This window comes from Bacillus sonorensis NBRC 101234 = KCTC 13918, from assembly GCF_001592005.1.
Lineage (GTDB): Bacteria > Bacillota > Bacilli > Bacillales > Bacillaceae > Bacillus > Bacillus sonorensis.
Genome location: NZ_BCVZ01000003.1, coordinates 72460 through 93496, shown reverse-complemented (window position 1 = coordinate 93496; position 21037 = coordinate 72460). Strand labels below are relative to the sequence as shown.

Genomic DNA, 21037 nt, shown 5'->3' with positions numbered 1-21037 from the left:
CTGCGGTTTTAAGGAGATGATCAGATGCAAAGCGTAACGATATGGCTCGCGTTCGGCGCAGGGTTCTTATCGTTTATTTCCCCGTGCTGTCTGCCGTTGTACCCTTCTTTTATTTCTTACATTACGGGCTTTTCTGTAAGCGATTTAAAAAGCAGGCAGACAAAGGGCGTCAATCAAACGGTGCTGCTTCATGCGGCTTCTTTTTTGATCGGTTTTTCGTTGATTTTTTACATTATCGGCTTTTCGGCCAGCTCTGTCGGTTCGATTTTCTCTGAATATAAAAACCTGATCAGGATGCTTGGCGGGATTTTTATTTGTTTAATGGGTTTGTTTTTATTGGGGGTTTTTCAGCCGGCATTCATGTTGAAGGAGAGAAGGTTTTCGTTTAGAAAAGGAAAAATCGGCGTGTTGAATTCCATACTTGTCGGAATTATTTTTGCGGCCGGCTGGACGCCGTGTATCGGGCCCATTTTCGGAACGATTGCGTACGCCAATTTCACGAATCCCGATCCGGCCAGGACGCTTATGCTTGTGACGGCCTATTCGTTGGGATTTGCAATTCCGTTTTTAGTGATGGCGTTTTTCATCGGAAAGGTGAAATTTTTTACAAAGTACTCGCATGTGTTGATGAAAATCGGCGGAGGAATGCTCGTTTTCATCGGCATTCTCTTGTACACGAATCAAATCGTATGGATTAATATATGGTTTTCCGATCTTACGAATCTATTGTAAAGCAAGACGCCAAACTTCATCTATTTGGCGTCTTTTCGTTCTTTTTTTTCAGTTTGTTTCTTAAAACCATTTGCAAAACCCCACCGTGGCGATAGTACTCAATTTCTGCTTCACTGTCAAAACGTACGGTAACTTCGAATTCTTTTTTTGTTCCATTCGGTTTTAGTGCAATCGCTTTTATCATTTTACAAGGCGTGATATGTTCATCGATATGGAATTCAAAATGCTCTCTGCCTGTTAAGCCAAGTGTCTCTGCATTTTCGCCTTCCTTAAATTGAAGCGGAACAACCCCCATTAAGGCAAGGTTGCTTCGATGAATACGTTCGAAGCTTTGGGCAAGAACGGCTTTTACACCGAGAAGCTTTGTCGCCTTTGCCGCCCAGTCGCGGGAGCTTCCCATTCCATAATCCTTTCCGGCGATAACGAGCAGACCGGTTCCGTCCTTCTGATATTTCATTGCCGCATCATAAATGGATATTATTTCTCCAGTAGGGAAATAGGTGGTGACCCCTCCTTCTGTTCCCGGGGCCGTCTGATTTCTCAGGCGTATGTTTGAGAAGCCTCCGCGGATCATCACATGGTGATTTCCCCTCCGGGACCCGAAGGAGCTGAGGTCTCCCGGTTTTACCCCTTTCTCCAGTAAATATCGGCCTGCCTTACTGTTTTCGGGTATTGTTCCGCCTGCCGGGGAAATGTGGTCAGTCGTGATGGAATCTCCCAGCTTTGCAAGTACTCTAAGTTCCTGAAGCGGTCCGATTTCATCAGGTTCACTTGACATTTCCCTAAAGAACGGCGGATTTTGCAAATAGGTTGAATCAGGATCCCATTCGTACAGCAGTCCTTTGTCGGTATCTAATTGATTCCAATCTTTGTTTCCGGTAAATATTTTCTCGTTACGGTATTTATAAAGGTCCGGAGTGATGGTCTCGAATATCGCGTTTCGAATGTCAGAATCTTGGGGCCACAAGTCTTTCAGATACACATCATGGCCGTTTAAGTCTTTTCCTAGCGGTTCATCGCGGAGGTTGATATCGATTGTTCCGGCGATGGCATATGCGATGACCAATGGAGGCGACGCAAGGAAATTTGCTTTAATCAAGGGATGGATGCGTCCTTCAAAATTACGATTTCCTGATAATACACCTGATACGATCATATCGTTATCGATGATCGTCTTGGCCACTTCTTGAGAAAGCGGTCCCGAGTTCCCGACACAAGTTGTACAGCCGTAACCTACAAGGTAAAACCCCAATTTCTCAAGAAAAGGTAGCAGATTCGCTTTTTTTAAATAGTCGGTCACGACTTTCGATCCCGGAGCGAGGCTGGTTTTTACATGCGGGGGAACGGTCAGTCCTTTTTCTACCGCCTTTTTGGCCAGCAAACCCGCACCGATCATAACATTCGGATTTGATGTATTGGTACAGCTTGTAATCGCTGCTAAAACGATTGACCCGGTTTTTAATTTTGAGTTTCTACAGTTTTTATGATATACGTCGGCTGTTTTTTCGATTTCTTTTTGAGTTAGTCCATATCCGTGATGCTCGACCTGTTTTGTTAACGATCTTCTGAACGTATCTTTAACTTCTGACAGCGGCATGATATCCTGCGGGCGTTTCGGCCCCGCAACGCTTGTCTCGATCACTGATAGATCGAGTTCGATTACTTCCGTATAGGCCGGCTCTTCGGTATCGCAAGAAAAGAACAGCCCGTTTGCTTTGCAGTAGGTTTCTACAAGCATGACTTGCTCTTCTGAACGTCCTGAAAGACGCAAATAGTTCAGCGTTTCCTCGTCTATTGGAAAAATGGTCATGGTTGCTCCGTTCTCCGGGGACATGTTGGATACGGTGGCTCTGTCTGCAGCAGACAAGGCACTGACGCCATCTCCAAAAAATTCAACAAATTTTCCGACGACTTTTTTCTTTCGCAGCAGAGATGTGACGTAAAGCGCCAAATCGGTTCCTGTTGCTCCTGAAGGCAGCTTTCCTTTTAATTTGATTCCGATCACTTCAGGAGCCGAAAAATAAGACGGCTGTCCCAACATGGCCGCTTCAGCTTCGATTCCACCCGTCCCCCAGCCAACAACTCCGATTCCGTTAATCATCGGAGTGTGGGAATCAGTCCCTAAGCAAGTATCGGGATAAGCCGTATATTCCCCGTTGTCCCCCCTGCTTTTGCATATGACTTTAGCCAAGTACTCCAGGTTTGCCTGATGAATAATCGCTGTTGACGGCGGTACGGCACGGAATTTATCAAACGATTGAGTCGCCCATTTAAAGAACGCATAGCGTTCGTAATTTAATTCAAAGCCGCGTTCTACATTATGCTTGAATGCATCGGGCGTGCCGAATTGATCAACCTGTTCGGCATGGTCAATAACTAGGTCAACCGGAATGTCTGGATTGATCTGTTCCGGATCACCGCCCATTTCAGCCATTGCTGTTCTTAAGGATGCAAGGTCGACAACGACGGGAACCCCGGTGAAGTCCTGAAGAACGATTCGGGCAGGCTTAAACGGAATGTCAACGTTTTGTTTCATTTCATCGGTTCCCCATTTTGCCAGGTTTTCTATGTGCTCTTTCCTGATCACCTTCCCGTCATACTGGCGTAATAAAGACTCCAGTAAAATCTTAATTGAAAAAGGAAGTTTTGATACATTCGCTATACATGCATCTTCTAATGCCTGCAGGCGATAATAATAATATTTTTTTCCGTTAAGTAAAAAAGATGAGCGGGCGTCAAAAATCGTTTTCATGCTCATTATCGTATTCCTCCCTCTTCTGTTTCATGATTATAAATCGCCTTTCATGATTCTTCTCGCCGTACGGTTCAATCCGACGAATGAGACGTCACGGTCATCAGCGGTTAACCCGATATTTACTTCAGCAACTCCTTCCAGATGTCCGATACGGATGATTTGCTTCTGTTGGCATCCCTTATTTCTGGTAAGTCGGTTCGATTTAGTATCTTTCAGCAAAGAAGCCGCAGCCAAACAATATAAGCCGCTCCCAGCAAATGTACGTTGAAATTTGCCCATTGACAGCATTTTGGCTGTAATATCAATCTCCTCTGCTTTTATAGGTGTTCCGGCCGGCGTAACATATTCTTGCGCTGTGAAGCATTTTTTTGATGTTCGTTTTATAGATCGAAACTTGAACTGCTTGATCATGCGGAGCGGCTTTTACATACCCTTCATCGACCGCAAAGGTCCCGACAGCGGCCATTAGGTTTCCGCACGTACCTTTTTCCTTTGTAATCAACTAATTCTTCGCCAATCCCTATCTGGTAAAACGTCTAATCGATATCAGCGCCTTCGAACGATGACCGGTTGATAATGCAAACCTTGCTGGTATGAGACGTTCCGCTTCCTAATCCGTTAATTTGCGAAAGGTTATAAGAATCGATTCCATCTAAGAAATCTTCCTTTGCAGCACTGCTTCCTCAGGAAGACCCCTCTTAATAAAAAATAGCCCGCGGCTTGTACCGTCGCTGTAAACTGCGCACGGAACAGAAAACTGAGACATCTGTAATCAACCTCCATATCATTTCTGTCAATATATCGCTTATTTTAGTTCAGTTTTAGACATAAAAAAAATACTCATTTTTGATGATTAACAATAATAATTTTGAATATCTAAAACAAAAAAGAACCGTGAAGAAGGTTCTTTTGGAGAAGATTTCATAATGTTTGCCGGGCCAGATCAAGCTCTTTTATAAAGTCGATAAATGCGCGGACTGTGTTGATTTCAAGAATTTCATCGTAGTAACACATCCATGTTTCCCTTAAAATCCGATGTCCCTCCCGGTCTTTAATGTCTATTTTATTCACCTTTTCATCCTCAGCGAATATTCGTCTTGGAACGATCGCATATCCCAAACCGTTGATGATCATTTCTCTGCAAGTATCTACCTTGTCCACTTTTATCCCAATAAGGGGCGGTTCAGAATAGTTACTGACCCACCAGTTTTTCAGGATGTCTTCAAATGATTGTTCTGTCTGGTAATCGATTCGCGGAAGGCTTGGGAGATTTTGCAGATCGATGTCATCAATCGACGCAATGCAAATCGGTTCATTAAACAGCAAATGCCGCTGATCCGGCCATTCATAATTTCCGCGGATAAATCCGGCATGGACTTCCCGATGATACACCAGATTGTAAATGTCCCGGGACCAGCCGGTCGTCACTTGAAAGTCGACTTGAGGATATTTCATTTTGAATTTTTTCAAAATCCCTGGAAGCTGGTATTTCGTAAAATAATGGGATACGCCTATTCTTAATGTTCCGGTCACTTGCTGGCCCATATTTTGTACTTTTTCTTTAATGTCGCGAAATTTGAATAGAATTTCATCCGCGGCCTTTGCCAAAAACTCTCCTTGGGTTGTAAAATGAACCCCCCTTCTGTCTCTCTGAACGACGGTGACGCCGAATTCCTTTTCGATTTGACGGAGGCGTTTCGTTATAGAAGGCTGAGATATAAATAATTCCCGGGCCGTTTTTGTGATGTTTTTATGTTTATAAAGTGTTTGTATGATGATCCAGTCCTGATCCTTCATCCTTTCATCCCCCATGAGTCGTGTGAATCTGTTATGCAGACAGGTTATGTCTGTCAATATTATATTAACATTTTATAAACAGCATTTAATATGATTAGTTATTCATAAGTAAAATCAATTTGATGTTGGAGGAATGAAAATGAATAATATTTTGAATCGGCTTGAAGACATTCCGCCTCACTGTATTTCTGATGCCATGCAGGGACTGAACCATTTAGACCCCGCCATCAAACCTCTGAAAGAGAATGATAGAGCTTTTACCGGAAAAAATGCCTGTCGGAGACAACACAGTGGTGCTAAGAGCGAAACGGAAAGCGAGACCAGGAAATGCGTTAATCATAGATGCAAAGGGAACGACTGTTGCTGCAAGCGGCAAGGCAGGGATCTGCCCATTTCCTGCGGAGGGGTTCAGGTTCAGCCGGGAAATATTATTGCAGGCGATGCGGATGGAGTGGTGATCATCCCGCAGACAGGTGAAGAGACGATTTTTTTAAAAGCGCTGGAAAAGATGAATAAAGATCAAGAACGGGCAGACCATATTTCCGCGAATTCCCAGGCTGTGCGGCAGCATCTTGATGAGATTCTTTCAGAATAAAAAAGAAGGGCCTCCCCTGGGAGATCCTTCTTTTGATTAAGACCAGACGCTTACCGCCTCACTGCCTTTTCCTCAGACGGATATCGAGAACAAACGTGCCAAACGGCAAGAGCGATGCCATGAAAGCTCCGAGAACGCTGATGAACGCCCAGCGGTGAAGGAACCAGCATCAGCACAAACAGGAGAAACAATCCGTGTATCATGCCGAAGCTCTGAACAAGGCCGGAATAACCGGCAAAGTATTTAAACGGCATCGCGATGAAGAGCAATGGCCAAATAGGAGATTCCTTCAACCAATACCGATGACGCGCAGGAGCTTGATGGATGTTGTCATGAATGGAAACCTGCTTTCGACTGTGAATTTTATTAAAAATTAACGGCCGCGGCTTCTGCTTTTTTCAATCCATCTTCGATGATTTGTTCGGCCCGGTCTGGGAATTGGTTGTGTCCTTCGATAATGACGGTTGTCAAGTCTTTTACGCCCCAGAAATGCAGAATGTTATTCACATAGTTAACAGCCATTTCCGTTGATTGTGCAGGCCCTTCTGAGTAGACGCCTCCTCTGGCATTAAGAAGCGCCACTTTTTTGTCATGAATCAGCCCGACAGGTCCTTCAGGCGTATACTTGAAGGTCTTGCCGGCTTGTGAAAGGTAGTCCAGATATGTGTGAAGCACGGATGGAACGCTGAAATTCCAGAGCGGAAATGCGAAAACGACTTTGTCGGCTGCAAGGAACTGATCTAAATATTTCTGAACAAGCCCTGCAGCTTCTTTTTCAGCATCTGTCAGTTCCATGCCCTTTGCCAATTTAAACATCCCGTTGATCATATCTGTGTCATAGTAAGGCAGATTTTCTTTAAATAAATCCAGCTCTGTTGTTTGATCTTCAGGATGCGATTTTTTATAACTGTCCAAAAATGCCTGATAAAGCTTTACGCTCACCGCCTGTTCGGCCGGACGCGAGTTTGCTTTGATAAATAAAACCTTTGCCATTTAAAAAACCTCCATCGTTCAAGCCCTGTAACAAAATCTTCTATCCGCGGGCAGCCTGATAATATTGATTGACCGCGTCCCAGTTGACGACATTGAAGAAAGCGGAAATGTAATCAGGACGTTTGTTTTGATAATTTAAATAGTAGGCATGTTCCCACACATCAAGTCCGAGGACCGGTTTTTGACCTTCCATGAGCGGGCTGTCCTGGTTAGGTGTAGAGGTAATCACCAAACGGTCTTTGTCGACGGCAAGCCAAGCCCAGCCTGAGCCAAATCGTCCGGCCGCTGCTTTCGCAAATTCTTCTTTAAATTGATCATAGCTTCCAAACGTTTGATCGATCGCTTTTGCAATCTCGCCTGAAGGCGCGCCGCCTCCGTTTGGAGAAAGGATATTCCAAAACAGGCTGTGGTTTGCATGCCCTCCCCCGTTGTTGCGAACGGCTATGCGAATACTGTCGGGCACTGCATCAAGGTTTGCAATCAGCTCTTCAACAGTTTTGCCGGCGAGATCATCATGGCCTTCCAATGCTGCATTTAAATTATTCACATATGTAGCATGATGGCGGTCATGGTGAATCTTCATCGTCTCCTCGTCAATATAAGGTTCAAGCGCGTCAAAAGAATATGGCAATTCAGGAAGTTCATATTTTGACATGTTATTTCCTCCTCATATGTATGGATTAGGTTATGAATCTATTATAAATTCATTTTATAAACTTTTTCAACCATTAAGTTTAAAAAGTTGCCGGTAGTTTTTCTCCCTCCTCTGACTGATCGGTTCGATTAGCCCGCCAACAGTGACGAGAAGCCCCTTTTCAATCGGCGATTCGTGTTGGTTTTAAGGCGATGGCGCGCTTGTTAAAGCTTGGTTTCTTTTACTGAAATATGATAAACTTAATTGTTCAACATTCTTGAAAAAAGGCGGGTGATCAAATGGATTCCAGGCTCTCGACAAAAGATAAAATACTTGAACTGTTAAAAAAGGAGAAACAGCTGACCGTCAATCAGCTTTCTAACTATTTGGGAATAACCGAAATGGCTGTCAGAAAACATCTGAATGTGTTAGAGCGGGATTCACTTCTCACCATCAGCGAAGTGAGACAGCCGATGGGACGCCCGCTTCTGGTATATTCGCTGTCCCCTAAAGCCGAAGAGCTTTTTCCGAAAAACTATGAACATATGGCGGTTGAATTTCTTCATGATCTAAAAGAATTGCATGGTGAAGACATTATCGATTATCTGTTGGAAAAAAGAAGCGAACGGCAAAAAAACAGCTACTTGCCCAATATGAGGGGGAAGACAGCATCAGAAAAAATCGAAGAGCTTACAACGATCCAAAATGGAAAAGGCTATATGGCCGATGTTACAAAAATAGATGATGAAACATATGAAATCGTTGAACATAACTGCCCCATCTTCGCTGTGGCAAAAGAATTTAAAAAAGCCTGTGCCTGTGAGACCGAGATGTTTAAAAAAGTCTTGGGCACGGAACAGGTGAAAAGGCTGACATGCAGGGCTGACGATGGCGATCATTGCCGTTTTTTGGTGCTGTTCAACAAAACGAAAGAAGCATAGCAAATGAAAACCACCGGTATCGCTGCCGGTGGTTTTTCATGCTAGAACTCTCGTTTTTGATAAAAATGTAGAGACACAGTATATGACAATATCAGAATCAGCAGCAGCACACAAATTAAAAGCGCGATCGCCCCCGTCTCTGTTGCATTTTGGAGAAACGCTATGATGCTTTGATTCCAAGACGCCGGCCCCTGGTTTAAAAATTTGAATAAGCCTGATCCTCCAAATATGAATACGAAAAAGATCACCATATTGGCCATTCGCGATTTTAGATAGCCATACTTGAAAATCAGCGGAAACGATATCGAACAAAACAAGGTGACCGTGACCGCTGCGCCCAAAATTCCCGTTAAATTGAAAGAAATATCAAGCGGAGCGTTTACCAGCTTGATGACCAGATAAACGACATAGTAGATCAGAATGGCGAACGCGGCGTACACATAGATCGATGCGTATTTTGACAATACAATCGTGCTTTTCCTGATCGGAAGGCTGATCAGTATTTTATCGCTGTTATTTTTATCCTCCAAAGAGCTTGCGCCTAAGGCCAATTGATATGTGACGGCCAATACGCTGACCAAAAATCCGACTTGCCCGATGTTAGCGAGGGTAAAAGTGAAAAAGACCATTAATAGAATGGACAATTTTAACGCTTTTTTTTGCATCAAAATATCTTTTTTAATAAGATGGAACATCTTGATCACTCCTGCCAGTGGAAAACACCATAATATCTTCTAATGTAGGTTTTTCAATCATCACCGAATCCCCGAATTGCTGAACGACTTCCCGCTTATGTCTGGACAGCCCTTCAAAACCAAAGCGGTTTTTCTTAAGGCCGATCAGGATGCCTTCCCCTCCTGCATGGAGCGTGTCATGACTCCCTTTGACAATGCAATATTCTTCTAAAAGCTCATCCTTTGTCTTGCTTAATACCAACTGGCCGTTATTGATTAACGTGATATAATCGGCGACTTTTTCTAAATCTGATGTAATATGTGTCGAAAAGAAAATCGATTTGTTTTCGTCTTCAAGCAATGTTTGCAGAACATCGAGAAGTTCAGATCTGACAAGAGGGTCCAATCCCGAAGTCGGCTCATCCATGATAAGCAGATCTGCATGATGCGAAAGAGCGATCGCTAATGAGAACTTCATCTTCATCCCTTTTGACATATGTTTAATCTGTTTCTTTAGAGGGAGGCGGAAGTCTTTCGCATATTGCTGAAAAGCGGCTTCATCCCATCTGGCGTAAAACGGGCTGATGATCCCCTTCATTTCGCTTACGGTCAGCTCTTCGTAAAAATGATTTTCATCATAAACGAAGCCGATTCTCTGTTTAATCGCGAGATTATGCCGTTCATGATCCAGACCGAAAATATTGATTTCTCCCTGGTCTTTTTTGATTAAATTCATGATCAGTTTGATTGTTGTGCTTTTCCCCGCGCCATTTGGCCCGATAAAGCCCATAATATAGCCTTTTTCAAGGCTGAAATTAATGTTTTTTAATGAAAAATCTTTAAAGTTTTTCGATACATTCTTGATTTCCAATATCTTATCCAATGCTACCACCCCTCATATATCAGCCTGAGCATGTCTTGGAGCTCTTTCAAAGTTAAGCCGGCAAGCTTGGCTTCTGTAATGGCTTCAGTCATTTTTTCTTCGATCATTTTCACTTTCGTCTCCCGCAGCATCTCCGTGTTGATGGCTGCGACATACGACCCTTTTCCTGCAACGGTAACGATAAATCCTTCTTTTTCGAGCTCGTCATAGGCTCTTTTCGTTGTAATGACGCTGATTTTAAGTTCTTTGGCAAGATTTCTGATCGATGGGAGCGGCTCTGCTTCTGCCAGCTCCCCCTTTACGATTTGTTCCTTGAATTGGTTTACGATCTGCATGTAGATCGGCTCATCAGAAGCATTTGAAATCAATATATTCAATGCATAACATCCCTCAATTCGTTATTACTGTATATATACAATATAAACAGTAATAACACCGTTGTCAACCTCGCTATAAAAAAAGACCTCCGCTTGATCTTGATATGGAGGTCTTTCATTTGAAGTAATGGCTTCCCCAGTCTGCCTGTGCCGGAATCTGAACAAAAGAGATATGTTCATCAACGATAACATGTCAGTATCCATCGGCATTTTTTCCCCGTGTCTTGCAGCAGGTATGGCATTCAATGGACACTGGTCTGGAAATGCGGCCGCATAAAAACAGCCGATCGCCCGTATCATGGGGATCGGCTGTTTCTAATGGTCGTTTTATTCCCCTATCTCCGCAAAACGTTTGATGCGTTCGCCGATTTCATCGCGAACCCGCTGGAAAAATGCCCATTTCTCTTCTTCGGTCCCTTCGGCTTTTGCCGGATCGTCAAAGCCCCAATGTTCCCGCTTGACGTGCGGAGGCGTCATCGGGCATTTGTCAGCCGCGTCTCCGCACAAGGTAACGACAAGGTCTGCATTGTTTAAGATGTCCGGATCAATTATATCCGACGTCTGCCCGGAAATATCGATGCCCGCTTCTTTCATGGCTTTCACGGCCTTCGGGTTCAATCCGTGAGCTTCAATGCCCGCGCTGTATACGTCCCATTCGTCTCCGAGATGTGATTTCGCCCAGCCTTCAGCCATTTGGCTGCGGCAGGAGTTTCCTGTGCATAAAAAGTAAATCGTTTTCTTTGTCATTGGTTATCGTCTCCTTTGTTAGTGAATGATCAAAAGCCAAATATATAGTCCGACAAGCGTGATGAAAAGCGTCGGAATCGTTAAAATGATTCCTGTTTTAAAATAAGTTCCCCAGGAAATTCTCACACCTTTCAATGAAAGGACGTGAAGCCATAAAAGTGTCGCCAGTGAGCCGATCGGCGTGATTTTCGGACCGAGGTCGGAGCCGATGACATTGGCATAGATCAATGCTTCCCTCATGATTCCGTGGGTATCCGTGTGCTGAATGGCAAGCGCATCAATCATAACAGTCGGCATATTGTTCATGACAGAAGACAGAATTGCCGCGATAAAGCCCATGGCGATCGTTCCGGCAAACATTCCTTGATCAGCGGCAGCTTGTATCACCTGAGAGAGGACAGCTGTTAAACCGGCGTTTCGCAAACCGTATACGACGACATACATGCCAATCGAGAAAAAGACGATCGCCCAAGGGGCGCCTTTCAGCACTTTCTTCGTTTCAACAGCCGAACTGTTTTTCGCTGCCATTATGAAAATAACGGCAATTACCCCTGCAATGATGGATACGGGAATGGAAAAGAGCTCGCTGACGAAATAGCCGGCTAAAAGAATGGCTAATATAAGCCATGACAAGCGGAATATCTTCTCATCTTTAATGGCTTCCTTCGGTTGTTTCACATATGTCATGTCATAATGCCGCGGGATGCTCTTTCGGAAAAACAAATAAAGGACGACCATGCTTGCTAAAAGTGAAAACAGATTTGGAACGATCATCCGCGCCGCATATTCAATAAAGCCGATATGAAAGAAATCTGCCGAAACGATATTGACAAGGTTGCTGACAACAAGCGGAAGCGATGTGGTATCCGCAATAAATCCGCTCGCGATTATAAATGGAAATACGAGTGCCTCTTTGAAATTCAGGGCGCGTACCATCGCAAGAACAATCGGTGTCAAAATCAACGCAGCCCCGTCATTGGCAAATAATGCGGCGACAATGGCGCCCAAGACGGATACGTATATAAACATCCTGATCCCGTTTCCCTTTGCTGCTTTGGCCATATGCAAGGCAGCCCACTCAAAAAATCCGATTTCATCGAGAATCAGCGAAATGATGATGACCGCGACAAAGGTCAATGTCGCATTCCATACGATCCCCGTGACATCCAGAACATCCTGGACATCAACGACTCCGGTGATGAAAGCCAATACGGCGCCGCCGCAGGCTGACCAGCCGATCGATAAATTCTTCGGCTGCCAAATCACGAGTATAAGCGTCAGCAGAAAAATCACGGCTGCTAAAATCGTTGAAGACAATTTCATTCCTCCTTTATGCTATGTATCAAATCTTTTATATAAGCAAATTGTTATATAGTCTATGGAAAGGTGTGCAGCCTGCGGCTTGCAGGCGCTTCACTGTCCGGCGAATCTGTTTGTGCAAAACCCTAGCCGCATGACACTGGCTTTGCTTTTTGTTTGACCGCTTGAAGAACATCATCCTCTAATTGATTGAGAACGGCTTCTACTAATTCGCGTTCCGGAAAATCGTCACGCAGTGAATAAAAACGCCACTGTTCCCTTCGGTCTTCCTTGATCATGTCCGCCTGTTTCAATTTGCGGATATGCTGGCTGACCGCGGGCTGGCTCGTTTCGAACATGTCGACGAGCTGACAAACGCAATACGGTTTTTCTTGAAGCAATTTCAGCATGAGCAGTCTTGTCGGGTCGCTTAATATCTTCATACAGTTCACGGTTCTTTTGCAATCAAGCTTCGTTTGTACAGCCATGCCACTCCCCTCCTGCCTGATAAATGTCAACAATCATTATATAAACATTTTCTTATATAATCAATAAGTAATTTTGTTGATTGCTTTACCGGTTTTACAGTGATAACGAATGAGGAAAGCTAAAAGCAAGAACGATCGCTTTATGATCGATTTTCAATCCAGCCTCCCAGGATGATTTATCAAGAAATTGCAGGAATTTCAGTTTGTCCAGATGTCATGACGGAAAATGGGGCGGAAAAATAAAATCTCCGCTTTGGAGGCACCCTAATTGAGAATCCATTGAACAGGCGGGATATCCATGAACCTCAGCATTATGACGTTTAATATTCATCATGGAAAGGGAAGCGACCGGCGCCTTGATCTGCAAAGGATCGCCGATTTAATTGCTGAAAGCGGGGCCGATATCATCGGTCTTAATGAAGTGGATCGGCATTTCTCCAAAAGAAGCCGCTATGAAGATCAGATCAGCTGGCTGGCGAAAGAGCTGAAGATGGAGCATGCGTACTGCCCTTCTCTGTCGCTGCGCTCAGAATGCTCTTCACCGGCAAGACAATATGGAAATGCCCTTTTGACGCGGTTTCCGATTGTGGATGAACGGCATCATAAGTTTGATTTTGTCCGAGGGGTGATTGAGGGAAGGTCATTGCTTGAAACAGCCGTGCAGATCGATGGGCGGCTGGTTTATCTGTTTGTCACGCATGTAAGTTTAAATCCCTTTCTTCATAGAAAACAAACCGGCTACATCCTCAGAAGGATCAAACAGCTTGATCAGCCCGCGATTGTATTGGGTGACTGGAATATGAAGCCCCGCTCCGGAGGCTGGAAAACGGTCACAGAGCTGCTCTCCGATGTATGGGAAGCTGCCGGAGGCGGACCTGGTTTTACCTATCCGTCCAGGCGTCCGAAGAAACGGCTCGACTATATCTTTGCCAGTCCTTGTCTTCAGGTGGTTCAGGCTGAAGTCGTTACCATGAATCCGGGAGCTTCTGACCATTTGCCGCTGAAGGCCGTGATCAAAATGTAAAAGGACGGACATTGGATGCCGTCCTTTTACGCCTTTGCGATCCCTAACAATACGCCGGCTGTTACGATTAGTATAATCCCGATGATAATCCCGATCAGCTGGCGTCTTGTCTTTTTCTCGCCAAGCAGAATGATTCCGCCGAGCGTAGAGATGATGATCCCCATCTGTGATAAAGAAAAACTGGTCGCTACACCGACCCGCGGCTGGGAAATGAATAAAAACATATTTCCCGCCGCCCAGACTAAACCGGGAATAATATTTTTAATTACATAAAAATTAAACGGATGGTGTCTGAATGTAAACAGCAATCCTCCGGCCACCATTCCGATGGCTTGCGGAAAAAGAGCCGCCCAGCCGCTGACATGAAAGAAGCGCGCGACTACGACATACACAAGATAACCCAGTGTTGAAATCAACAAAATGATGATTCCTTTTTTCATATCTCCGTTTTTTTCTTCAGATTTTTGCCGGCGGTCTTCCAATGATGTCAATACGACTCCGGCGATGATGAAGATCAGCGCCAGTACACCGAGAACGATCGAAATCGTTGTCGCCCATTCATGAAAAACAAGGACGCCGAATAACGAGGTCGACACGAGCTGAAGCCCTGTAGAGATCGGCATTGTTTTTGAAACGCCGATCAATTGGATGCTTTTCAGCTGATTGGTTTGGCCAAGCGCCCAAAATACACCGGAAATGATACCAACCGCAAAAATTTTGGGGGATAATTCAGGTTGAACGACAAAATAGACACCGACTGAAAAAATTAAAGCGCCGATCGTCGTTCCAAGCACCTGGCTGTATGGTCCGCCGCCTAATTTGACATTAAACAATACAATGCTGCCCCAGAAGATTGCGGGTAAAATGGCTAAGAAAATATCCATGTGAATGTAAACCTTTCTTTTTGTGTCTTTACTTCTTAAGGTTTACTGAAACGGAATTTTTAAAACAAAAAAATACCCCGAAATGACATTCGGGAGTATCCACTTGTTTCAAACCGGATGCACGTTTTTGAAAAATAAAATCCCGTCATACTGCTGGGCGGGGATGAAGGACATCCGCATACCGCCGCCTTCAAACACCCTCCACTTTTTTCGCCCCCATTCCAGATTGCATGGTATAAACGAATTTTGCTGTGGCGAGTGGCCGAGCTGCCATTCGATATGTGTTGGATTGATTTTTTTAATCGGCTAATCCCGCCCATTGTAATCACCCATTCTTCCTTCTTTTGCGTACAAACCGAGAACAAAACCGTCTTCTTTCATAAACGCCGGCAGGTTTTTCAGCCGCTATTTGATCCATAAAGGCCGGAACCCGCTTCCGTCAACTCTTTTTGTACGGTTCTTTTTCGACGGAAGGTCCTGTTGTTCCTTTCTTTTTGTCAGGAAGGGTCATGAGATGTTTCCCGCTTTGAATTGAGCCAGGGCATTTCGGGAATCAGAGCGGGGGTGCGGTACAGGTCACTCGTCAGCCTGTCTTTGACGCCGAGCGGGTTGCGGTTTAAATCCTTCAGGCTGAAATGAATGCTTCCTGACACATGCGATGTGCGGTTTAAGGCGATCTGCCTTGGGTATTCTTCGGGATCGGACCAGGCCGGATCAGAGTTGTTATTGATTTTATAGGCTGCTTGTCCAATATATAAATGAACGGGGCGGTTATTGACTTCATTCTTCCACCAGTCGACTAAGATGTCATAGGCTGCCGGGGCAAAACCGATGCTCCAGTAAATTTGCGGGGCAATGTAATCGAGGTATCCTTTTTGAATCCATTCTCTCGTATCTGCGTAAAGATCGTCATAATTGGTCATTCCTGCTGTCGTGTTCGATCCTGTCGGGTCATCTGCTTTGTTCCGCCAGACGCCGAACGGACTAATTCCGAATTTGACATTCGGTTTTTCTTTTTTAATAGCACTGTTGATCTGTTTAACGAGCTGGTTGACGTTGTCTCTCCGCCAATCCTCAATATTGGCAAAGCGGTCTTTTCCGTATTGTTCATACGTATCAAAGTCGGGGAATTCTTTGCCCGCTATCTTATACGGGTAAAAATAGTCATCCATGTGAACAGCGTCTATGTCATAGTTTTTGACGACTTCCTCTATTCCTTTGACGATAAAATCCTGCGCTTTTGGAATGCCGGGATTGTAGAACAGCTGGCTTCCGTAGGCGACAACCCAGTCCGGATGCTTTCTCGCCGGATGATCTGCTGACAGCCTGTTCAAATCGGTATGATTCATCGTGATTCGATAAGGGTTGAACCATGCGTGAAATTCGAGATCTCTCCGGTGCGCTTCTTCAAGCAAAAAACAAAGCGGATCATATCCCGGGTCTTTTCCTTGGATCCCTGTTAAATATTCAGACCATGGTCCGTATGCGGAAGGATAAAAGGCGTCAGCCGTCGGTTTGATCTGAACGACGACAGCGTTCATTCCCATCTCTGTCACATCATTCAGCAGCTTCAGGTACTCCTCTTTCTGCTGCTCCACTGTGAGGCCCTTTTGCGAAGGCCAGTCGATGTTTGTGACAGTGGCGATCCACACCGCCCGGAATTCCCTTGATTGGCTGTTTTCGCACATCACGTTCATGAGCATCCACCCCTTTTAGAAAAATTCTGAACTTTCTGTTATTATATGTCAAAACGGTGCATTTGTATAGGATAACAGGCTAAGACTTTTTGTGTCTTAGCCTGTTGTATGAAGATGGTCTTTGACGTGCTGCATCAGAAATTGGACAAATGGCTCATCCCTGACAAGCCAAGCCGCATAATTCCGCTTGATAAACCGCTCGGCTTCTTGAAAGGAAGCAAAGGTTTCGTGCTGTATGACCCCGTTCAATTGAATGTTCCAGCCGTTTTCGGCCGGAAAGAGGAAAAATTGATCCTCTTCTCTGTTTGCATAAAGCGATCCGTTTTCAGATTCTTTCAGATTATATATGTTTCTGAAAGCGTCGGCTCTAAGCGGTTCAATCGGAAACGGCTCTTGTACGAACAGCCTGAACACTTCGTCTGTCAGCGGGCATCCGGCTGCTTTGGCATGGCCTCCTCCGCCGAATGTGCCGGCGATCTCTGAAACGTCTGTTTCATCATGAATGGTGCGAAGGCTCACCTTTTTACCGCCCATATTCAAGATCGCAATATAATCAAGGTGGGGATATTCCTTCCCCAGCTCGTTTCCGACTTCTGAATGATAGTTTTCGGCATAGACGATTCCGACACAGTGCCCGTGAATAAAGGTCTGTACGATTTCCCGCTTTTTCCTGCGAATGTACCGTTCGATTTTTTCTTCTTCCATATCGAGAATTTTTTCCTCGAATTCGTCAAAAGAAAATTCGCCGTTCTCTTTCAGGCGCCGGAGCATTTTTTCTTCAAATTCATCGATGGACACCATAAAAAACAGGTCATTCAGCCGCTTCGCCTGAAGTGCGCCGGCTTCTTCCCATTGCCATGTGTCATAAAGCCGGACGAGCTCGACAAACTGATCCATCGCTTTCGTTTTCTCGATCAGGCCGTTTTCAGCCAAGTATTCATAAAAAAGAGAAGTGGCTGAGGCGAGTCTTCCGTCTTCATATTCGACTTTTACCATTCCCCATGGGTATTCGTTCAAATGGAGCGCTGTTTTATGGTGATCGATGAGTTTGACCTGTCCGCCTGCTTCGGCATATTCATTCAGCCTGTTTTCATTTTCTTGATGAACGGATAAATCCGTGATAAATAAACCGCCCTTTTTTTTTCCTTTGTCTTTCGCTCTGTCTAAAAACCGTTCAACCTGGACATCCAGGCCTGTGACGGAGTTGTAGCGTACCTCCACCTGCTCGCCAAAGGCCGCCTTTGCGATGATTCCGCAGCCGACTCCGTCCAGGTCATTATGAGAATACAAATGATACATCATGCTGTCCACCCTGCTTATGTTTATTGTTTTTATAGCCTGCCGTTTTTATATAGGGAAGCAGGTTTCACTTCCAACATCTGTTTTACTATTGTAAAAAGGCGGCGTTTTTATGCAAGTGTTTCGGTAAACGGCTTCCTGAAGTTTACATGAGCAGTCAAACATCTGTATGCATGTTCAATCCGTTCTTCATCGGGAGGTTCGACCTCTTTTAATGGGTATTCAAGTCCAAGCGCTTCCCATTTGTAGACACCGAGCTTGTGGTATGGGAGGACTTCAACCTTTTCGACGTTTGAAAGGCCTCCGATAAACGTTCCGAGCCGGTTCAAATCGTCATCAATATCCGTGATGCCGGGAACAAGGACATGGCGGATCCAGACAGGGATATGATGATCGCTGAGGAATTCGGCGAACTCCAAAATATGATCATTCGGCATTCCGGTTAGTTTCATATGCTTTTTACGGTCGATTTGTTTTACATCCAGCAAAACGAGATCGGTATATTGGATCAATTCGCTGATCTGCTCCTGGAATGCGTCTGCCTTGGAATAGCATCCGCCCGAAGAATCAAGCGCCGTATGAATGCCGTGTTTTTTGCAGGCCTTGAACAGTTCGATCAAAAACGGCAGCTGTAAAAGCGGTTCTCCCCCGCTCACTGTTATCCCGCCTCCGGAAGATTTCATATACGGGAGATAGGATTGGATATCATCGACGATTTCAGAAACGGACATTTGTTTTCCTGTTCCGATTTCCCAGGTATCCGCATTATGGCAAAACTGGCAGCGCAATATACAGCCCTGCATAAAGACGACATAGCGAATACCCGGCCCATCGACCGTGCCAAATGTTTCAATCGAATGGATGCGACCGTGCATCATGTGGATCACCCCTTGTGATGGGAGCGGAGCGCCGAAGGACGCCCCGCATGATTGATGTTACATGGTTTCATGGAATGTGCGGCTGATGACGTCTAACTGCTGTTCTTTTGTCAGCTTAATGAAGTTCACCGCATAGCCTGATACGCGAATGGTTAATTGCGGATACTCCTCTGGATGTTCCATCGCATCCAACAATGTTTCCCTGTTGAATACGTTAACATTTAAGTGATGGCCCGCTTTTTCGGCATATCCGTCAAGAATGCTTGATAAATTGGCAGCGCGGCTTGCTTCATCTTTGCCGAGAGCTTTCGGGATGATGGAAAACGTGTTCGAAATTCCGTCCAACGCATAGCTGTAAGGAAGTTTTGCCACTGATGAAAGGGAAGCAAGCGTACCTTTTGTATCGCGTCCGTGCATCGGGTTTGCTCCCGGGGCAAATGGTTCACCCGCCCGGCGGCCGTCTGGCGTATTTCCGGTTTTCTTCCCGTATACGACATTTGATGTAATCGTTAATATGGACATTGTCGGCATGGATTTCCGGTATGTCTGGTGTTTGCGCAGCTTTTTCATAAATTTTTCAACAATGTCGACAGCGATGGCGTCCACGCGGTCGTCATTATTTCCGTATTTCGGGAAATCGCCTTCTGTTTCAAAATCAACGGCAATGCCATTTTCATCCCTGACCGCTTTCACTTTTGCATATTTAATAGCGCTTAACGAGTCAGCGACAACGCTCAATCCCGCGATTCCAGTCGCCATTGTGCGAAGAATTTCAGTGTCATGGAGCGCCATTTCCGCCCTTTCATAACAATATTTATCATGCATATAATGGATGATGTTCAGCGTGTTGATATACAGCCCTGCAAGCCATTCCATCGTTTGATCAAACTTATGCATGACTTCATCATAATCCAAAATGTCTGAGGCGACTGGCGGCATTTCCGGTCCGACCTGCATCTTATGCTTTTCGTCTTTTCCGCCGTTAATCGCATAAAGAAGCGCTTTCGCCAAGTTGGCGCGTGCTCCGAAAAACTGCATTTGTTTGCCGATTGCCATTGCTGATACACAGCAAGCGATACCGTAATCATCACCATATTCGGGACGCATGATATCATCATTTTCATACTGGATCGAGCTCGTTTTTATGGACATTTTGGCGCAGTATTGTTTAAAGCCATCAGGAAGTCTGACAGACCAAAGTACGGTCAAGTTCGGTTCAGGTGCAGGACCCAGATTGTCCAACGTATGAAGGAATCTGAACGAGTTTTTTGTGACAAGAGCGCGGCCGTCTTGTGCCATTCCTCCGATTGATTCTGTTACCCATGTCGGGTCGCCGCTGAACAATTCATTGTATTCCGGCGTACGGGCGAATTTTACTAAGCGGAGCTTCATGACGAAATGATCGACAAGCTCTTGTGCCTCCTCCTCTGTCAGCACCCCATTCTGCAAATCTCTTTCAATATAAATATCCAGGAACGTTGAGACGCGGCCAAGGCTCATCGCGGCTCCATTTTGCTCTTTAATGGCGGCCAAATATCCGAAGTACAGCCATTGAAACGCTTCTTTCGCATTTGCAGCCGGCTGTGAAATGTCAAAGCCGTATCCTGCGGCCATCTCTTTCAATTCTTTCAATGCCCGAATTTGCTCTGACAGCTCTTCGCGCAGCCTGATGTTTTCTTCAGACATGATGTTTGATGTGCCGGCTGCATCTTTTTTCTTTTCGCTGATTAAGAAATCCACACCATAAAGAGCGACCCGGCGGTAGTCGCCGATGATGCGTCCGCGTCCGTATGCATCGGGAAGACCTGTAATGATTCCGACCTTGCGGGCCAGCTTCATTTCATCTGTATAGGCGTCAAATACACCTTGGTTATGCGTTTTGCGGTAGTCTGTAAAAATTCTTTCGACTTCCGGATTTAAATCAAATCCGTATGATTGGCAGGCTTGCTTTGCCATGCGAATGCCGCCGAATGGCTGAAGGGAGCGTTTGAATGGCTCATCTGTCTGAACGCCGACCACTTTTTCCAGGTCTTGATTTAAATAGCCGGGTCCATGCGATGTGACGGTTGATACGATTTCCGTATCCATGTCAAGAACACCGCCGTTTTCACGCTCTTTTTTCGATAACTCCATGACTTGATCCCATAATGCAGTTGTCGCTTCGGTTGGAGGCTGCAGAAACGATTCGTCGCCTTCATAAGGCTGAAAGTTATTCAGAATGAAATCCCGTACGTTTACTTCTTTTTGCCATACATTTGTGGTGAAGCCTTTCCATTGTTCCATCTCGTCCACCTCTTTTTTTAATCATTTTTATAACAGCTGTTACATATATATCTTATG

Annotated in this window: 21 protein-coding genes and 2 pseudogenes; 4 read left to right on the top strand and 19 right to left on the bottom strand. The window is 45.0% G+C overall.

Going from position 1 to position 21037, the window contains the following annotated elements; all coding sequences use genetic code 11:
- Positions 1-24: 24 nt before the first annotated feature.
- On the top strand, positions 25-732 hold the full coding sequence (locus tag BTR1S_RS05840) for a cytochrome c biogenesis CcdA family protein (protein WP_029418829.1): 708 nt from the start codon (positions 25-27) through the stop codon (positions 730-732).
- Positions 733-748: 16 nt separating this feature from the next.
- On the opposite strand, the gene acnA is transcribed toward BTR1S_RS05840, so the two are convergent.
- The 5 genes from acnA to BTR1S_RS05820 form a co-directional block, all read right to left on the bottom strand.
- The gene (acnA, locus tag BTR1S_RS05835; RefSeq protein ID WP_029418828.1) at positions 749-3490 is read right to left on the bottom strand and encodes an aconitate hydratase AcnA; all 2742 of its coding nucleotides are present in this window, start codon (positions 3488-3490) and stop codon (positions 749-751) included.
- A 30-nt stretch (positions 3491-3520) separates the two neighbouring features.
- Positions 3521-3787, bottom strand: a complete 267-nt coding sequence (locus BTR1S_RS22965) for a PrpF domain-containing protein (protein WP_255265706.1) — start codon at positions 3785-3787, stop codon at positions 3521-3523.
- 1 nt (position 3788) lies between these two features.
- On the bottom strand, positions 3789-3989 hold the full coding sequence (locus BTR1S_RS22960) for a PrpF domain-containing protein (protein WP_029418826.1): 201 nt from the start codon (positions 3987-3989) through the stop codon (positions 3789-3791).
- A gap of 34 nt (positions 3990-4023) precedes the next feature.
- Positions 4024-4110 carry a hypothetical protein gene (locus BTR1S_RS23695; protein WP_411809802.1) on the bottom strand — a complete coding sequence of 29 codons (87 nt, stop codon included), beginning with the start codon at positions 4108-4110 and terminating at the stop codon, positions 4024-4026.
- A gap of 298 nt (positions 4111-4408) precedes the next feature.
- Positions 4409-5284, bottom strand: coding sequence for a LysR family transcriptional regulator (locus BTR1S_RS05820; RefSeq protein ID WP_029418825.1), 876 nt, complete (start codon positions 5282-5284; stop codon positions 4409-4411).
- A 139-nt stretch (positions 5285-5423) separates the two neighbouring features.
- Between BTR1S_RS05820 and BTR1S_RS05815 the strand changes: the two genes are divergently transcribed.
- Positions 5424-5879, top strand: a complete 456-nt coding sequence (locus BTR1S_RS05815; protein ID WP_051397519.1) for an RraA family protein — start codon at positions 5424-5426, stop codon at positions 5877-5879.
- A gap of 58 nt (positions 5880-5937) precedes the next feature.
- Here BTR1S_RS05815 and BTR1S_RS23100 read toward each other — a convergent pair.
- From BTR1S_RS23100 to BTR1S_RS05800, 3 genes and pseudogenes are all read right to left on the bottom strand, one after another.
- Positions 5938-6213, bottom strand: a pseudogene (locus BTR1S_RS23100) (DUF3817 domain-containing protein).
- Positions 6214-6245: 32 nt separating this feature from the next.
- Positions 6246-6872 (bottom strand): FMN-dependent NADH-azoreductase, encoded by a 627-nt coding sequence (locus BTR1S_RS05805; protein ID WP_029418823.1) that lies wholly within the window; start codon positions 6870-6872, stop codon positions 6246-6248.
- 40 nt (positions 6873-6912) lie between these two features.
- Positions 6913-7527 carry a superoxide dismutase gene (locus BTR1S_RS05800; RefSeq protein ID WP_029418822.1) on the bottom strand — a complete coding sequence of 205 codons (615 nt, stop codon included), beginning with the start codon at positions 7525-7527 and terminating at the stop codon, positions 6913-6915.
- Positions 7528-7805: 278 nt separating this feature from the next.
- Between BTR1S_RS05800 and BTR1S_RS05795 the strand changes: the two genes are divergently transcribed.
- Complete coding sequence (locus tag BTR1S_RS05795; protein WP_006637131.1) at positions 7806-8447, top strand: helix-turn-helix transcriptional regulator; 642 nt, start codon at positions 7806-7808, stop codon at positions 8445-8447.
- Positions 8448-8488: 41 nt separating this feature from the next.
- Here BTR1S_RS05795 and BTR1S_RS05790 read toward each other — a convergent pair whose 3' ends face one another.
- The 6 genes from BTR1S_RS05790 to BTR1S_RS05760 form a co-directional block, all read right to left on the bottom strand.
- On the bottom strand, positions 8489-9142 hold the full coding sequence (locus BTR1S_RS05790) for an ABC-2 transporter permease (RefSeq protein WP_006637132.1): 654 nt from the start codon (positions 9140-9142) through the stop codon (positions 8489-8491).
- Positions 9126-9995, bottom strand: coding sequence for an ABC transporter ATP-binding protein (locus tag BTR1S_RS05785; RefSeq protein WP_488168120.1), 870 nt, complete (start codon positions 9993-9995; stop codon positions 9126-9128). Before BTR1S_RS05785 ends, BTR1S_RS05790 begins: the two co-directional genes overlap by 17 nt.
- A gap of 11 nt (positions 9996-10006) precedes the next feature.
- Positions 10007-10381, bottom strand: coding sequence for a GntR family transcriptional regulator (locus BTR1S_RS05780; RefSeq protein ID WP_029418821.1), 375 nt, complete (start codon positions 10379-10381; stop codon positions 10007-10009).
- Between the two features lie 327 nt (positions 10382-10708).
- Positions 10709-11128, bottom strand: coding sequence for an arsenate reductase (thioredoxin) (gene arsC / locus BTR1S_RS05770; RefSeq protein WP_006637136.1), 420 nt, complete (start codon positions 11126-11128; stop codon positions 10709-10711).
- A gap of 18 nt (positions 11129-11146) precedes the next feature.
- Positions 11147-12445, bottom strand: a complete 1299-nt coding sequence (locus BTR1S_RS05765; protein ID WP_029418819.1) for an arsenical efflux pump membrane protein ArsB — start codon at positions 12443-12445, stop codon at positions 11147-11149.
- 128 nt (positions 12446-12573) lie between these two features.
- A complete protein-coding gene (locus BTR1S_RS05760; protein WP_006637138.1) occupies positions 12574-12915 on the bottom strand; it encodes an ArsR/SmtB family transcription factor in 342 nt (113 codons plus the stop codon).
- A gap of 298 nt (positions 12916-13213) precedes the next feature.
- Here BTR1S_RS05760 and BTR1S_RS05755 point away from each other — a divergent pair, with 298 nt between their 5' ends.
- The gene (locus BTR1S_RS05755) at positions 13214-13939 is read left to right on the top strand and encodes an endonuclease/exonuclease/phosphatase family protein (protein WP_029418818.1); all 726 of its coding nucleotides are present in this window, start codon (positions 13214-13216) and stop codon (positions 13937-13939) included.
- A gap of 26 nt (positions 13940-13965) precedes the next feature.
- Here the strand turns inward: BTR1S_RS05755 and BTR1S_RS05750 are convergent, their stop codons facing one another.
- The 5 genes and pseudogenes from BTR1S_RS05750 to pflB all read right to left on the bottom strand — a co-directional run bounded on the left by BTR1S_RS05750 (position 13966) and on the right by pflB (position 20980).
- Positions 13966-14823 (bottom strand): RhaT/GlcU family sugar-proton symporter, encoded by an 858-nt coding sequence (locus BTR1S_RS05750; protein WP_006637140.1) that lies wholly within the window; start codon positions 14821-14823, stop codon positions 13966-13968.
- A 527-nt stretch (positions 14824-15350) separates the two neighbouring features.
- Positions 15351-16502: pseudogene (locus BTR1S_RS05745) on the bottom strand (glycoside hydrolase family 10-like protein); the annotation flags it as partial.
- 114 nt (positions 16503-16616) lie between these two features.
- Positions 16617-17819 carry a DHH family phosphoesterase gene (locus BTR1S_RS05740; protein ID WP_006637143.1) on the bottom strand — a complete coding sequence of 401 codons (1203 nt, stop codon included), beginning with the start codon at positions 17817-17819 and terminating at the stop codon, positions 16617-16619.
- 110 nt (positions 17820-17929) lie between these two features.
- Positions 17930-18694: a pyruvate formate-lyase-activating protein gene (gene pflA, locus BTR1S_RS05735; RefSeq protein ID WP_029418816.1), complete on the bottom strand. Its 765-nt coding sequence runs from the start codon at positions 18692-18694 to the stop codon at positions 17930-17932.
- A 60-nt stretch (positions 18695-18754) separates the two neighbouring features.
- On the bottom strand, positions 18755-20980 hold the full coding sequence (pflB, locus tag BTR1S_RS05730) for a formate C-acetyltransferase (protein WP_029418815.1): 2226 nt from the start codon (positions 20978-20980) through the stop codon (positions 18755-18757).
- Positions 20981-21037: the final 57 nt, after the last annotated feature.

What these genes read in the sequence shown, in the direction of transcription:
- BTR1S_RS05840 (WP_029418829.1), top strand. Translation starts at nt 25, where the DNA reads ATGCAAAGCGTAACGATATGGCTCGCGTTCGGCGCAGGGTTCTTATCG.
- acnA (WP_029418828.1), bottom strand. Translation starts at nt 3,490, where the DNA reads ATGAGCATGAAAACGATTTTTGACGCCCGCTCATCTTTTTTACTTAAC.
- BTR1S_RS05820 (WP_029418825.1), bottom strand. Translation starts at nt 5,284, where the DNA reads ATGAAGGATCAGGACTGGATCATCATACAAACACTTTATAAACATAAA.
- BTR1S_RS05815 (WP_051397519.1), top strand. Translation starts at nt 5,424, where the DNA reads ATGAATAATATTTTGAATCGGCTTGAAGACATTCCGCCTCACTGTATT.
- BTR1S_RS05805 (WP_029418823.1), bottom strand. Translation starts at nt 6,872, where the DNA reads ATGGCAAAGGTTTTATTTATCAAAGCAAACTCGCGTCCGGCCGAACAG.
- BTR1S_RS05800 (WP_029418822.1), bottom strand. Translation starts at nt 7,527, where the DNA reads ATGTCAAAATATGAACTTCCTGAATTGCCATATTCTTTTGACGCGCTT.
- BTR1S_RS05795 (WP_006637131.1), top strand. Translation starts at nt 7,806, where the DNA reads ATGGATTCCAGGCTCTCGACAAAAGATAAAATACTTGAACTGTTAAAA.
- BTR1S_RS05790 (WP_006637132.1), bottom strand. Translation starts at nt 9,142, where the DNA reads ATGTTCCATCTTATTAAAAAAGATATTTTGATGCAAAAAAAAGCGTTA.
- arsC (WP_006637136.1), bottom strand. Translation starts at nt 11,128, where the DNA reads ATGACAAAGAAAACGATTTACTTTTTATGCACAGGAAACTCCTGCCGC.
- BTR1S_RS05760 (WP_006637138.1), bottom strand. Translation starts at nt 12,915, where the DNA reads ATGGCTGTACAAACGAAGCTTGATTGCAAAAGAACCGTGAACTGTATG.
- BTR1S_RS05755 (WP_029418818.1), top strand. Translation starts at nt 13,214, where the DNA reads ATGAACCTCAGCATTATGACGTTTAATATTCATCATGGAAAGGGAAGC.
- BTR1S_RS05750 (WP_006637140.1), bottom strand. Translation starts at nt 14,823, where the DNA reads ATGGATATTTTCTTAGCCATTTTACCCGCAATCTTCTGGGGCAGCATT.
- BTR1S_RS05740 (WP_006637143.1), bottom strand. Translation starts at nt 17,819, where the DNA reads ATGTATCATTTGTATTCTCATAATGACCTGGACGGAGTCGGCTGCGGA.
- pflA (WP_029418816.1), bottom strand. Translation starts at nt 18,694, where the DNA reads ATGCACGGTCGCATCCATTCGATTGAAACATTTGGCACGGTCGATGGG.
- pflB (WP_029418815.1), bottom strand. Translation starts at nt 20,980, where the DNA reads ATGGAACAATGGAAAGGCTTCACCACAAATGTATGGCAAAAAGAAGTA.